At 46.5% G+C, this 14,587-nt stretch carries 9 protein-coding genes; 3 read left to right on the forward strand and 6 right to left on the reverse strand.

Annotated elements, in window-relative coordinates:
• Positions 1-1,008 (reverse strand): HRDC domain-containing protein, encoded by a 1,008-nt coding sequence (locus ACFQ0C_RS13415; protein ID WP_379367638.1) that lies wholly within the window; start codon positions 1,006-1,008, stop codon positions 1-3.
• Positions 1,009-1,242: 234 nt separating this feature from the next.
• Here ACFQ0C_RS13415 and ACFQ0C_RS13420 point away from each other — a divergent pair, with 234 nt between their 5' ends.
• The gene (locus ACFQ0C_RS13420; protein ID WP_258214982.1) at positions 1,243-1,548 is read left to right on the forward strand and encodes a hypothetical protein; all 306 of its coding nucleotides are present in this window, start codon (positions 1,243-1,245) and stop codon (positions 1,546-1,548) included.
• Between the two features lie 76 nt (positions 1,549-1,624).
• Here ACFQ0C_RS13420 and ilvD read toward each other — a convergent pair whose 3' ends face one another.
• Positions 1,625-3,310, reverse strand: a complete 1,686-nt coding sequence (gene ilvD, locus ACFQ0C_RS13425) for a dihydroxy-acid dehydratase (protein WP_379367521.1) — start codon at positions 3,308-3,310, stop codon at positions 1,625-1,627.
• Between the two features lie 200 nt (positions 3,311-3,510).
• Here ilvD and ACFQ0C_RS13430 point away from each other — a divergent pair, with 200 nt between their 5' ends.
• Positions 3,511-3,804 carry a DUF3055 domain-containing protein gene (locus tag ACFQ0C_RS13430; RefSeq protein WP_379367523.1) on the forward strand — a complete coding sequence of 98 codons (294 nt, stop codon included), beginning with the start codon at positions 3,511-3,513 and terminating at the stop codon, positions 3,802-3,804.
• A gap of 123 nt (positions 3,805-3,927) precedes the next feature.
• Positions 3,928-4,590: a GOLPH3/VPS74 family protein gene (locus ACFQ0C_RS13435; protein ID WP_379367525.1), complete on the forward strand. Its 663-nt coding sequence runs from the start codon at positions 3,928-3,930 to the stop codon at positions 4,588-4,590.
• Positions 4,591-4,602: 12 nt separating this feature from the next.
• Here the strand turns inward: ACFQ0C_RS13435 and ACFQ0C_RS13440 are convergent, their stop codons facing one another.
• From ACFQ0C_RS13440 to ACFQ0C_RS13455, 4 genes are all read right to left on the reverse strand, one after another.
• A complete protein-coding gene (locus ACFQ0C_RS13440) occupies positions 4,603-5,136 on the reverse strand; it encodes an MFS transporter (protein ID WP_379367527.1) in 534 nt (177 codons plus the stop codon).
• Between the two features lie 4 nt (positions 5,137-5,140).
• Positions 5,141-6,574, reverse strand: coding sequence for an FAD-binding oxidoreductase (locus ACFQ0C_RS13445; protein WP_379367529.1), 1,434 nt, complete (start codon positions 6,572-6,574; stop codon positions 5,141-5,143).
• Between the two features lie 344 nt (positions 6,575-6,918).
• Complete coding sequence (locus ACFQ0C_RS13450) at positions 6,919-7,236, reverse strand: cupin domain-containing protein (RefSeq protein ID WP_379367531.1); 318 nt, start codon at positions 7,234-7,236, stop codon at positions 6,919-6,921.
• Positions 7,237-7,511: 275 nt separating this feature from the next.
• A complete protein-coding gene (locus ACFQ0C_RS13455) occupies positions 7,512-14,513 on the reverse strand; it encodes an S-layer homology domain-containing protein (RefSeq protein ID WP_379367533.1) in 7,002 nt (2,333 codons plus the stop codon).
• Positions 14,514-14,587 lie beyond the last annotated feature (74 nt).

The following is a 14,587-nucleotide window of genomic DNA, read 5'->3' on the forward strand; positions in this document are numbered from 1 at the left end:
TTAGCCCGCTTCAGCCTGCCTCACCGTATTCACACGGCGGAACTTCATCCGCAGTACTCTTAACCATTCATAAATGCGGTCCACTTCCTTAGCTTCAAGCTCTTCTTGCTTATATAAAGCTTGCAGAACCGGCTTCAAATAACGGTCTCCTTGCAGCTCAAAGGCAGCCCAAGCCAATTCTTGCTCCTCTGCGGATACATCGAGGAGCATTCTCTCGATATATGGCTCCAGATCATAGCCTTCCCGATCCAGCTCCTCAATCCATAGCAGCAGATCTCTTCGCTGCAGCTGAGTCTGCTCCCGCAATGCATCCAAGCTGTCGCCGCGTGTAATAGCTTCAAGCAGCTTGCGCTTGGTATCCCGCTTATTCTGCTCTGCCTTCAGCTTGCGGTCCTTCTCATGCTGCAGCCATGCATTGAACTTGGCTGGGTCAACCTCTGCTTCCACCCAATGCAGTGGAAACTCAGTGCCTCTTTCATGCTTTTGCGTATACTCAAGCAAGTCATTGCCATAAGCTGCGATCTTGCTTGCCCCTAGACCGGGAAGCTGCCGCAGCTCCTCCAGACTATGCGGAAGAAAAGTGCAGATCATACGCAGCAAGCGGTTCGTAGCTACCAGAAATGGCGATTTCCCCTCCAAGCTTGACTGCTTTAGCCGCCACTGCCGCAGCTGCTCGTACAGCTCATCATTCACATGGATTTCACTATAATAATGCAAAAGCTGGGCTTGTGCTGCTCTGCTCTCAAGATTTACAGCATCCGACTGAACTCTGCCATCGAATATAGGTGTGAACCCTTGACATTGTTTCGTAAAAATATGAGTTCGGAATACGGTCAGCATCTCTTCCAGACTAATCCCCTCATACCATGACTCCTGTAATAACAACACATTACCATCCATTTCCTTCCAATCCACAAACCAATTCCCTTGATTTTCACTTATGGAAACTTGAGCACTGCGTACCTGATCGTCCCCCACCTTCATCTCCAGGCTGTTCAAAAACATCATATTCAACAAGCATCCCTCCAACATGTATTAATTCAAACGCAAAAAAGCACCCCTCCTACAAAAGTAAGAGAGGTGCTTCCTCAACGGTTTGAAATTATTTCCATATTATCACAATATGGGGAATGTGGCAATAGACAAAAGAGAATTCCCTCGAAATACGGCGAAAAATGGATAATAGCTTTAGCAATGGACAACCTATACTCAAAATCACTATTTAAGGAGGTGCCCGCAGCCATGAGTTCTTTTCAAAAGAAAAATAAATTCATCGAAGAGGAACGTCATAAGTATACCGATCTGGCAAGCGTGGAATCTCAGCGCAATGACCTTATAGCCGAGGAATTTCCCGAAGGCCCCTACGGCTCAAGCCTTATATCTGAGACTCTTGGGAAAAGTACGCCTTGGCGTGAGGATCAGCGCCCGCCAAATCGCTTTACCTATGAAAACCGCGAGCTGCACGCAGGTATTTCACGTGATTACCCTGGAGCACACCCAACCCATGATTCCTCAGGCGATGACGATGTGGAAACTCTTGAAGAATAGGCCCTACCCAGATGGTGTAAATGCAAAAACGGCAGAAAGGACATTACTGCCCCTCCTGCCGTATCTTATATTGACATTAGATCTTCATAACTCCGCCAGTACTTGCGGAAGTAACTAGCTTCGAATAACGAGCCAAATATCCTGTTTTAACCTTTGGCTCAAAGCCCTTCCAGTTCGCCTTACGACGTTCCATCTCTTCATCAGAGATTTGAAGGTCAATCGTACGATTAACAAGATCCAGCTCAATAATATCGCCGTCTTCGACGAAAGCTATCGGACCGCCTTCAGCCGCTTCCGGTGAGATATGCCCAAGACTAATTCCGCGGGAAGCGCCGGAGAAGCGGCCATCGGTAATAAGAGCTACCTTGGCGCCTAAGCCCATTCCAACGATTTGCGAAGTAGGTGCAAGCATTTCCGGCATCCCTGGTCCACCCTTCGGACCTTCATAACGGATAACGACAACATGCCCTTCTTTTACTTTACCGTTAGCAATTCCTGACAAAGCTTCATCCTGGGACTCGAAGCAAATAGCAGGTCCTTTATGGTAGCCGCCAACTTCTTTATCGACTGCGCCTACTTTAATAATACTTCCGTGAGGAGCAATATTACCGAATAATACAGCCAATCCGCCTTGCTCGCTGTGCGGGTTGTCCAATGGATGGATAACGTCCTTATTCAAAATTTCGCAACCAGCTACATTCTCACGAAGAGTTTTACCGGATACGGTGATGCAATCCCCATTCAACGCGCCTGGTTTTTTCAACAGCTCATTGATAATTGCACTTACGCCGCCAGCATTGTGAACATCCTCAATGTGATAATCGGAAGCCGGAGCAATCTTCGCCAAGTGAGGCACTCGCTTAGCTACTTCGTTGATACGCTCAATCGGATATTCAAATCCTGCTTCATGTGCAAGAGCCAATGTATGAAGTACAGTGTTAGTTGAACCACCCATTGCCATATCAAGAGCAAACGCATTATCGATAGCTTCCAATGTAACGATATCACGTGGCTTGATATCCAGCTTGATAAGCTCCATAAGCTGCTTAGCTGAGCGCTTAACAAATTCCTTACGTTCTTCTGCTACAGCAAGAATCGTTCCGTTACCCGGAAGCGCAAGGCCAAGACCTTCTGCCAAACAGTTCATAGAGTTAGCTGTGAACATGCCTGAACATGAACCACATGTTGGACAACCGTATTGTTCAAGCTCGGTCAAATCCGCTTCTTCAATTCTGCCGGCTTGGAAAGCTCCTACACCCTCGAACACGGAGGAAAGGGAGATCGATTTACCGTTCTTGTCTTTACCCGCTTTCATAGGGCCGCCGCTGACAAACATTGTCGGGATATTGACACGCAGTGCTCCCATCATCATACCCGGGGTGATTTTATCACAGTTTGGAATACAGACCATACCATCGAACCAATGGGCTGCAACTACGGTTTCAAGGGAATCCGCAATAATTTCACGGCTTGGCAGTGAATAACGCATGCCGATATGGCCCATTGCAATTCCGTCATCTACACCGATTGTATTAAATTCAAAAGGCACGCCGCCCGCTTCACGGATTGCTTCCTTAACGATTTTTCCGAACTCCTGAAGATGAACATGACCAGGGACAATATCGATGTAAGAGTTACAAACAGCAATAAATGGCTTGTCGAAATCTTCCTCTTTGACGCCTGCAGCACGCAGCAAACTGCGGTGTGGTGCGCGATCAAAGCCTTTTTTAATCATATCACTTCTCATTTTGGTTTTAGACATTTCAAGTACGGCCTCCCGTTTCTTTTAGGGTCAATTGCATGGTACTCATGATGCTTGCATTCTTTAAATTCTATCATGTTTGACCGAAAATGAAAACGTTAAGTACCGAAATAGATGCTCTTTCCTTTTGCCGGAACTCCAATGTTCATGTATAATCAGGTTACACTGCAATTATGAACTGAACGGAGTGACATGACATTATGTTTGATTTTGATTATTTATATGATACGAACGAGGAAACAACGACCCGCTTTGTCTGTTTTGTAGGGACATCGCTGCATCGTTTCGATCTGGCTATCACTAATACGAACCGTTTTTATGGAAAGAAGCTTATTACCGATTTGCAGTCCGGGAAAACAGCCGTTATTGGTCCAGATGATTTGCAGGAAGAAGGCTATCTGGAGCATGTTTTCAAGATCTCGGAAGAAGAAGCCGGTGAATTGACTGAATTCCTGTCGCAAATCGTAGGTACCATTAACTTTACAGACATCTGATCTGATCGGGTCCACCCGAAAGACCGGGCAAGCTGCGCATTAGCAGTTGGCAGCGGTCTTTTTTCATGACAAAATGGTTACTATCAGAAAAAATGCAGCTTCGTATGGAAATGGAGGGATGTTATGCAATTATCCGTATCTGAACAATTTATATTACTCGCGTTAGACAGAAGCTCCGGCTTATTCAACAAACAGCTGTCCGGCATGCTCGGATTTTATTTGGCAGCATCAGGCCTGCTGGAATTGCTTCTTTCGGATACCATTCGACTGACCAATAACGATCAAGTGATGTTCAACAAGACACCCCCCGCAGGAATTCAAGCCCATTTGGAACTAATTACCGATAAAATAAATAAGAAAACCCAAACTGATTCCATCAAAAATTGGATAGTTTCTCTCTATACTTGGAACAGCCGCACTATTCAACAGCAATTAACCGAGTCAATGGAAGCTCAAGGACTGATGGAAAAGCATCAAAAAAAATGGTTGTCCCTCCTTCCGTTCACCTACTGGACCGTACAAGTGAATGTGAAGGAAAACCTTGTCCATCGGCTAAAAAATGATTTATTAAAAGATGGAGCCATGAATAATGAGATCTTCTCTGTAGCTCTGCTTGCTGCCCATTCCAAAATATTGAACGATTACTTGTCTCCCGAAGAAAATGAACAGGTGAAGCAGCGGCTCGTCCATCTGCAAAAAAATCATGATTCTCCCACTACCCTGCTTTGGTACAATCAAGTAAAACGAGCTTATACGGAAGCGGCTGCTTCGTCATGGTCCATCTAAGCCGATCTGAAGCTACACCTTCCGTGTCCTCCAAACAACCCAAGCACTAGCGCCATATAACAGAGCACTCAAATAAAACAATGCGTTGATAGTAAGCCAATCAATTAAGTACCCTCCAAGGATAACCGCAAAGCCAGAGGCTGCAGAAGTCCAGAAGTGGTAAGAGCCAATCAGCGGACCACGCGCGCCTTGCTTCGAGTTGTCGGCTAGAAGGAGCCGCTCGCTCATTTTTTGCATGGCGCTACAGATGCCCATCAGAAGTTGAAGAATAAGCACCCACACATAAGATACTACCCAAGGAAAAGCTAGCATCACCGCCATCATGCCAAGAGAGCTTAAACAGAGCATTTGACGAGCGTTACGGTCCAGACGTGGGGCAAGCCAACCAGAGACGGCAGCTGAGCTAACGGTAAAAACTGCAAAAGCCAGCCCATACTTGGAATAGCTGTTTCCCAGATTTTTTAAAAATAGTAAGTAATACGGATAAATCATTCCCGCTGCCAGCGTTACGATGCTTTGAGACCGAACAAGCCATTGGATATCCATTGTCCTATTCCCCTTTGTATTGCTCATAAAAATAATTCATAAACAGATGTTCCGGATCATACTGATCTTTCTTATCAAAAAATAATCGGTGGCGCGGATATACTTCTTCAAACTGAGCTTGGCTAGGATAAGAAGCGTACGGTAAATAATAGGTGCCTTCGTGCCGGATAACTTCATTGAGTACTTTTTGAATGCTTTGCTTGGTCGTGGCTTGCTCTTCATTAGAAAGTGACACATTGAACAAACAGACGAGCGCAAACATATCCTTCCTAGCATACGACAGTACCGCTTCCTCATCCTCATTCACGTACCGAACGGTAATATTTAACAGGTTTAAATTTTCTTCCTGCAGCACCGTTTTCAAGCTCTGGACAAACCCATTAAACCGATCCATCGGGATGAAATATTCCTGCAGCACATCGTTTTTCCCTGCTTCGTGATATTCCATAAATTCGGATTCGGAGTTCATCGCATTGTTGCGGCTGATCCATGTATCTTTTTGATTGGAGAAATAGTACGTTTGGAGGGACCAAAAGACATCTTTTCCCCAGTCAGAGGATCGATTGAGGTTAAAAAGAGCCTTTGTCGGAATCACCCAAGCCTCCCGCGTTTTCAACCTATTGTATTTTGACAGGGGAGGGGATTTGTCTGCGGTATAATTAACGGCGTACATGTCGGTAAGAAAACTGCCAGGCGCAACCGAGATGCGGGCGATGTGCATGTGAACATCGGGATTCGATTTCACCTGTTCCGCAAAATAACGGCTGTATAAACCAACGTTAACGGTGTCCGTCCTTACCCTGTACACTTCATCTTCTGTTAGCGTTAAAGTCACATCCAAAATAATACCGAATAAGCCAAACCCGCCGAGAGCGAGAGGGAACATGTCTTCGTTTTCAGTTCGGCTTACCTGTTTAATCTGTCCATCTGCCGTCAACAACCGAAACGATTCCACACTCTTAATCATCGAGCCATTTCTAAGATCCCGGCCATGGGCGTTAATGCTAATGGATCCCCCAACCGTAAAAATATTTTGCGATTGCATCGTTTTGACCGAGAGCCCGTACGGATTGATTTTCTCCTGAATGTCCTTCCATGTAGCACCTGCTTGAACACGAATTTTTTGTGCTATGGGATCGAACGATAAAATTTTATTATAGCCGGTCATATCTACAACTATGCCGTCCTTGTAATAAGTATGGCCGCCTTGGCTGTGACGCTGTCCGGCGATGGATACTGTTAATTTCTTCTCTTTGGCTTCATTAACTAATTGAATCAGTTGCTGTTCTTCTCTCCCCTTTGCCACCCGCTCCACCTTAACGGGCTGCAGCCGGCTGTAATCGGTAATCAGAAAAGGGTTTTGTTCCAGCGTGTCATTTTTCACATAATTAAAGAAGCATAACGCTGTAAGCACAAGCAGTGCGATCCCCTTTTTCATCAGAACCTCCAGCTGTGTTCGAATCAGAAGCTAACTAACCCCATAATAGACGCTTTAAAGGGAAGTGAACAGTACTATTATTTTATAGTACCTAAAGGCTGAAAGCGCTCAATAGGTCGAACATCGCACTCACATTATGACAGATTCTTGGTCCATTGGTTCCGGGAAGTTAATAACATAAACGTTCTAGATTTACTATAGTTGCAGAAACCGGAAAAATATGGATATGCATACAACAAAGCTCCTTGCATCTGAAATTTCAGAAATAACTAAAAAGCCTGCTCATTCTCCATTATTGCGGCTGCAGGAGATTGAACAGACTTCTTATTCATCGGAATCACTATTTAACGTTTGACCAGATCTTCCCGAACCGGAGTAAATGTATCCAGCAGGATGCTAGGTTCCAAAGCCTTGGCACCATGTTTAGCTCCGCTTGGAATAAAGATTGTTTCCCCTACGCCAATTACTGTCTTTTGTCCGTCGATCGTAAATTCAATCTTTCCTTTAATCAAGTAGGACAGCTGCTCATGCGGGTGGCTGTGCTCGTAGCCTTCAGCGTTCTCTTCAAAATGAACTTCCATCATCATAATCGTTTCACCTGGTTCAAAAATTTTTCTTTTTACGCCAGGCTCCGCATTTTCCCATACACCAATATTGCTCATTCCTATGTACCTCCCAAGTAATAAATAAGTGCACTCCATACTAATGTCATTGCAGATGTTCAAGTGTAAAATCCTCTTAATTATACCGCAACCACCAGGGTGATGGCTAATACTCGGACAATAGCTGAGACAGTTTTACCCAACATCCGGAGCCACTCCATAGAATCGAATAACCCTTAACCTTAAGAGTACCCTATATGTGGCCGCGGATGCTTGGGATTTTTTTAGATTTTGTTGTATCTTTTTAATATGTAAGCCAATTTCAATGACCTTTCCTACTTCGTAAACGAAAGCACAGAAAGCATTCTGGATAACATAACCGCACTTTGAGCACGGGTTGCAGCATCGGAAGGCGCGAATCTATCGGTAGAAACGCCTTCCATCAGTTTCATTCCAGTCAAGCGGCTAACTGCCTCTTGTGCCCAGCCCGCTATTTTACCCTGATCCGCAAACAGCGTCTGCTTATTGACCGTCTGTTGCTCCTTGCTCCCTGCAAATTGAATAGTCCGGAAGATCATAAGTGCCATCTCCTGCCTGCTAATGGTTTGGTCGGGGCGGAAGATGCCGTCTTCATACCCGCTTACAATACCTGATTGTACAGCGGCTGCAACGGAGCTGCGATACCAAGCATCGTCTGGGACATCTTTGAAGCTGACCTCGCCTGATAACTTCACATGCTCCAATCCAAGAACACGGGTAATGAGTGCAGCGAATTCTGCGCGAGTAACCGATTCATTCGGATGGAATTCCTCAAATGTCACACCTTGAACGATTCGTTTATTGGCCATTTTCTCAATATCGGCCTTGGCCCAGTGCTTCTCAATATCGTTGAATGTAAGATGATTATCCATCAGCATGTAGGTGCTGTTCGTCCTGCTGTAAAGGGTCACTTCATTGCCCTTTACAGTAAATGGTACCGGAGAGTAGCCGACATTTCCGCTGCCATCAGTCGAAACACGGACTGCAGCAAGGGTTCCTTCATTTACTGGGTGTTCCGATTTAATACTCCTTGCTACATATTGGGTAAATGAATCAATATTCAATGTTCTACCATCGGACGCAGTCACATGTATGGTGAAATCGACAGCACTAAGCACCTTTAATCCGGATGCTTCAGCGCGCTGCTCAGCGCTATCGTTCCGGCTGATGACTATTTCAAGCTTCATATCCTCGCGTTTGACGTTCAATTGTGAAACCCATTGAATAATGTTAATCTGCTGGCTCGGCAGCAAATACGTTCCCTGCTTCGTACTAATTGAAACGGTCTGGATCGATTGAGCATCGATTATTTTTTGCAGTGCTTTACTGTCCAGCATTACATTCACTTGCTCGGCCTCACGGCTATCAACAGAGATGGCGAGCAAACCATTGCTTGTGTTTTGCAAAGCTTTGCCAATCTGTTCTTCATTTACAATTGTAAACGAAGCCAACTTGCCATCTATGTTTTTGATTTCTGTAATTCCTGTAACTCCTGTAACTCCGGCATCAGCAGCATTACCGGTTGATGGCTCAGAAGAGGAAGAAGAAGTTCCGCCAGAGTTCCGGTTGCTGGAGCCGGATGATCCAAGCCGTTTAACAACCACTGTAAACGTTTTGGCTGCTTTGTTTGCAGCCGTAACTATCACTTGAATCGGGTTATCCCCCACGTTCAAGCTCAACCCGTTGTAAGCAGCTCCGCTCACACTTGCAGTACCGTTGACAGTCAGCGATGCTTTGCCATCCGCTGCAGTCGGTGTAACCGCGATGCTTGAAACCGTATTCGGTACGGTTGCAGTGTACGCTGTTGTGCCGGAATTGAATGCGGGAGCAAGCGTTCCCGCACTAAGCGTAAGATCACTCAGGTCGGCATTGGATGAGGCTTCTTCAATCGGCGGTTCCAGCCGTTTAACAACCACTGTGTACGTTTTGACTGCTTTATTGGCAGCCGTAACTATCACTTGAATCGGGTTATCCCCCACGTTCAAGCTCAACCCGTTGTAAGCAGCTCCGCTCACACTTGTAGTGCCGTTGACAGTCAGCGATGCTTTGCCATCCGCTGCAGTCGGTGTAACCGCAATGCTTGAAACCGTATTTGGCACGGTTACGGTGTACGCGGTTGTGCCGGGATTGAATACAGGAGCCAACGTTCCGGTACTAAGCTTAAGATCGCTCAGGTCGGCATTGGAGGAGGCTTCTTCAATCGGCGGTTCCTCCTCCTCCACAGCCGTCACACCTGGAGCCTTCAAGTAATTTGTACCGCTGTTGTCCAGTTTATTGCCTCTAAGCACAATGCCAGTCCCGGCTTGAAGCTGTATGCCGTTGGTGTTCCCGGTAATCGTATTATTCAAAATCTGCACGTTAAGCGGATCACCTTCACCGATATAATTCGCTTTCTCATCCCCTTTGTCATGCTCCAGAAGAATAGCCCAATAATTAGGGGCTGTATTATTGCGGATCACATTATTTCTAATAATGGTTCCAGGTCCGTTCAAAACATTGATGCCTGCGGCATCTTCAACATTCGTCGTATTTTCGATTAGATTGTTCTCAATAATCGTATCCGGTGTACCCATCGTAACCACAATACCTTCTCGGGAGTTTCTGATAATATTGTCGTGGATATAGTTTTTGGGACCCGATTTACTATGGTTGCTTGGCGCTGTGCCGCCTGTATTACCGAGACCTACAGCTCCGCCAGTGGTAATGTCGGTCACGAGATTGCCATAGATGTCATTTAGGTATTCCAGTTCCCCATGGAGATCAATAGCATCCAGCTTGGTCTTATTGAAATGATTGTTGCGTACCGTATTGTTATGTGCGACAAATTGAATGAGCGCTCCATGTCTTAAGTATGGCCCCTCAAAGGATGAGTTTTCCACCAAATTCCATCTTGTATCATTGTCATACCCAAGCCGATCCACCTTCGCCATCCCTTGGATAGCAACTCCATACCCCGACCCTCCCGGACCTACGTCGGTGGCATTGCGGAAGCTGCTGTTTTTTACAACTACATCATGACTATTGTCGATGCGAATTCCCATCCGAGTGAACTTTTCAACCGTTACATGATCTATGGTGATATTGTAGGAAGGATAATCTCCATAGTTCGCAATGACGATCATGCTATCCGGTCCGCCGCTTGCCGGATTGTTAACCTTATGGTCTGTTGTATAGGCGCCTTCCCATGTTGAGGTTAGCGTCAGATTGGAAATAACCAGCTCATGCTGATTGGCTGCTTTTAACAACGTACTGTTTTTAACTTTATTAAGAGCTGTTTTCAAAACCGTTCCGGATTCACTTTCACCACGAAGGTTGACCCCGGTCTTCAACAATAGATTAGCTATGCCGTCAGGAGCGGTATTCAGGTTGTACGTTCCATTCGGCAGGTAAACTTCGTCCCCTTCAACCGCTGCATTTATAGCCGCTTGAATGGCTGGACGGTCATCTGTACGGTTATCTGAAGGGTCTGCACCATAATCCAGCACATTAATAACTCTGCCCGATGTTACATGAGGCATATGAACAGGATGGTTCGTGCCATCTGCATTCGTCATCCCCGGTTGGGTGAAAGGTACGGCTCCAGGAGGCGGGCCCGGTACGATATAAGGAATAACGGCAACCGGAGTGTCCCCATTAGCAAATGGAGCATAAATATGGACATCTGTAAGGCTTGTGAAGGTGCTGCCATCTGAGTTGCCATGACCTGTGACTCGCACGTATCTGGCATCCGTATCCGGAATGTCAAAGGCTTGCATAGCCGTAGTTCGGCCGCTGCTGGAACCGCTGAACCGCTGCGTCCATGTTATTCCGTCAACAGACGTCTCAATTTCGAAATTCGTTGACCGCATATCTCCCTTGTAAAATCCGATACCGACATATCCGATGCTTTTGATTTCATCCAAGTCGAACATAATCCATTGACCGTCACCCGATGCAGACCAACGAGTGTAAGAATTGCTGTCTATCGTGTTAATCTCGATGTTTCCATCGCTGCTGCTTGCGGTTACACCTATGACAGGTAGAGGTGTCAGCGGTTCCGAAAGCGTTGTTCGGCTAATAGTCAGCGGAGTCGTGCTGATATTTCCCGCTGCATCTACTGCTTCAACCTTGAATGTATACGCTGCCCCTGGATTCAACCCTGCAGCGTTATAAGAAGTGCTTCCTTTTACAACTGCAAGCAGCGTATTATTTTGATAAACCTGGTATTGGGTTACTTTGGTATCATCTACTGCAGCAGGCCAGTATAAGTTGATGAAATCAGTCCCCAGGTTGGATACGGCTAATTTACTGCCGCTCAACCATGAGGGAGGCGTCTTGTCGTTGGAAATATCGATGATCTCCTTAACAACTAATCGTGGCTTTGGATTACTCGTGCCGTTGGCTTCCTTCGAATAGATGTTTATAGAAGTGCCTGTATTAGCTGCATCTCCTACTACAAAGGTAATCTTACCTTGAGACAAATGGCTTCTGACATAGTCGGATACATCCACACTGTACAATTCCGGATTGGATCCTTTATCAGCTGAAACCGTAAACTTGCCGACAAATGCAGCAGCAGCCAGATTATTGACCGGCGCATTGCCCCATGTGAGATCCGTTTCGTTCCAATCCGTATTCTCTATGCCATAAAGTGACATCTCCACATTGGTGTTGGAGCTGCCCTTTTTCCCGGCCACTTGAAATATATAGTTGTAAGCGGGATCGCTTAAGCCGGACAAATCATATTTGAAATATACAAATTTTTTATTGGTATTTCCTGAGGAAACACTGAACAGTCCAGCACTTGTACCTGTGGCGGAATTGAAATTCGTATCTGCTTTGCTGCTGTCAATGAGTGCATCATCTGTAGGCAGCGGACTGCCTATATCCGTTTCCACCACAGCTCCGGGCCCTGACGGCTGCTGAGGCATGACCGTTATTTCACTTTCCGCATAAACCTGCTGATTGACGGAGGTTGTAATGTTTGCCCGTATTTTCGTTTTGCCCGGACCTACAGCTGTCACTAAGGCGGATGTCAGCCCGGAGGAGGACACGGCAGCAACGCTGCTGTCATAAGTTGTCCATGTGACCGTCTTCGCTATTGTGTCACTAGGCGCAAGCGATACAGTCAACTCCTTTGTCCCGTTTGCTTCCAAAGTAAATGCAGATGGATTCAATACAGCTGCAACATTCGGAGCTCCCGGATTAGGATTATTAGGATCGGTTGGATTGCCTGGTGTGTGGCCGTTTTTGTATAAAATGTGTTCTGTCACGGTTCTGTTCTTAACATGCTGATCCATAAATGCCCATGCTTCCGCATTGGCTGTTTCGGATGCAGCTCCCGTAAATCCGTGGCCCTGGCCTGGAACAACTTTAAAGTCAACGACTTTAACGCCCGCTGCTGTTAGCTGATTAGCAAATGTTACGCTATCTGTATAGGGAATCGTAGAGTCGGCGTCCCCATGCCGGATCCAGAATGGCGGGTCATCTGGAGATGCGTACGTACCGGGCATTGCGAGTCTGGCTTGGTCCGGAACCGTGAAGGCTTTCTTGCCACCCATGAGAGCTGTTACAGAGCTATAATTATTGGCAAAGGTTGTCGTGAAATCAGCAGGCCCAAACCAGTCAGCCACCGCCTGCACTTTATCCGAATATTCCTGCCAGCCTCCTGAGCCTTCCAGATCCGGAACTTGCACCGTGTTTCCAGTATCGAGAACTACCCGATCCGTAGTCATAAGATCCCCGGAGGTCCCGAGCAGGGAAGCAAGATGTCCCCCCGCCGATGAGCCCCAGACACCGATACGATCTGGATCAATATGATATTGAGCTGCATTCGCTCGCAAATAACGAATTGCCAGCTTCACATCCTGAATTTGAGCCGGAAAAGGCGCTTCAGGAGTAAGGCGGTAGTCGAGTGAAACGCCAATATATCCCCTCTTCGTCACATATCCGCATATGTTAGCCAGCGCCTGCTTCCTGTCTCCATGATTCCAGCCTCCACCATGTATATAAACCACGACAGGCATTGGAGCCGCAGGCGGAGTACTGGGAACCGCTATCGATGTATATAAGGGGCGGCTGCCAGCCGTTCCTATTGCGACATCTTCATACAAAGTAACCCCATTCGGCACTGGGAAAGGCACCGGGTCCGTTGTCGGAGAATCCGGCACAGGTGTTACAGCAGGCGGAATACCCGGAATAGCCTGCCCTTTAATTGATACACTGTCTATGTACATATTCGCCTGCATCGGATTTCCAACCCTGAATCTTATCTTCAGGTTCGTGTTGTTATTGGCACCAGCCCCTAATATCCAAGCTTTCAGCTTGTTGGATTCGCTATTCTTCTGCTCCGCAGTGCCTTGAGGCAGCTTGAATTCTTCTAATGTCGTCCAACTGCTTCCTCCATTCCCCGACCACTCCACTATAATGCTTCCGCTAACATAAGAGGACGCCCTTGTATAGTAGCTCAGCTTGATATTTCCATATCCGGTCGTGTTGAGTGGCAATGCCAGCGCATCGGTAGAATCGATTTTGACGAAGTTGGGAAGCGATGGCGCACTAGCTGAAACTGAAGTTTTTGCTGCGCTTCCCCCAGCACCTTCCTGTACCCAAGGAGATGGGATGGTTACATTGCCATCTGAACCGTAGTTGTCCGGATCATCGAAATTATCGGAGAAGAATTCGATTTCCGGCCCTTCGGGCTGTGGAGTCGAAGGCTCCTCCGGCGTACTCGGAATAGCCGTGCCTCTAACTTCCACATCATCTATATAGACGTTGCCGGCTAAAGGTACTGCCGAATCCACGCTGAACCTCACTCTGACATCCGGTAAATTATCCATAGATGTGTAGGTTGCTGCCGTGATGGTATACGTTCTTTGTTTAAAGGAACCTTGTGCCCCATTAATGGGATCTAAAGCAAACCAAGTGGAACCCCCGTTCGCAGAATACTCTACCTTTACGCCACCGGCTGTGACACTGGATTTGTACCAGTAGCTCATCTGAATATTTTGGTATCCAACCGTACTAAGATGCAGACTTAACGAATCGGTCGCATCAAGTTTTATACCGTAGGCTCCAGTATGCTTGCCACTGGTTGTCGTCTTTACGAGACTTCCGCCTGAGCCATCTTGAGACCACAGGGATGGCGATGCAGTCGGGACAGCAACTCCGTCACCATATTCAAAGCTGTCATAAAAAAGCTGTTTATCTGCAGACTCAGCCGAAAGCGTTTGAATTCCGAATATTGGTGTAATCATAGTCAGCAGCAGCATTATACATAAGGCTATACGTACCCCGATACTTCGCAGTAAATAGTTCATTTTATCTCCTCGCTCACCTTGTTATTTTGCCCCTAAAGAAAAACTGCATAGATGCCAGCTCTACACAGTTTCAT

It is taken from the genome of Paenibacillus sp. GCM10027630 (assembly GCF_042676305.1).
GTDB lineage: Bacteria > Bacillota > Bacilli > Paenibacillales > NBRC-103111 > Paenibacillus_S.

What these genes read in the sequence shown, in the direction of transcription:
- ACFQ0C_RS13415 (WP_379367638.1), bottom strand. Translation starts at nt 1,008, where the DNA reads ATGATGTTTTTGAACAGCCTGGAGATGAAGGTGGGGGACGATCAGGTA.
- ACFQ0C_RS13420 (WP_258214982.1), top strand. Translation starts at nt 1,243, where the DNA reads ATGAGTTCTTTTCAAAAGAAAAATAAATTCATCGAAGAGGAACGTCAT.
- ilvD (WP_379367521.1), bottom strand. Translation starts at nt 3,310, where the DNA reads ATGTCTAAAACCAAAATGAGAAGTGATATGATTAAAAAAGGCTTTGAT.
- ACFQ0C_RS13430 (WP_379367523.1), top strand. Translation starts at nt 3,511, where the DNA reads ATGTTTGATTTTGATTATTTATATGATACGAACGAGGAAACAACGACC.
- ACFQ0C_RS13435 (WP_379367525.1), top strand. Translation starts at nt 3,928, where the DNA reads ATGCAATTATCCGTATCTGAACAATTTATATTACTCGCGTTAGACAGA.
- ACFQ0C_RS13440 (WP_379367527.1), bottom strand. Translation starts at nt 5,136, where the DNA reads ATGGATATCCAATGGCTTGTTCGGTCTCAAAGCATCGTAACGCTGGCA.
- ACFQ0C_RS13445 (WP_379367529.1), bottom strand. Translation starts at nt 6,574, where the DNA reads ATGAAAAAGGGGATCGCACTGCTTGTGCTTACAGCGTTATGCTTCTTT.
- ACFQ0C_RS13450 (WP_379367531.1), bottom strand. Translation starts at nt 7,236, where the DNA reads ATGAGCAATATTGGTGTATGGGAAAATGCGGAGCCTGGCGTAAAAAGA.
- ACFQ0C_RS13455 (WP_379367533.1), bottom strand. Translation starts at nt 14,513, where the DNA reads ATGAACTATTTACTGCGAAGTATCGGGGTACGTATAGCCTTATGTATA.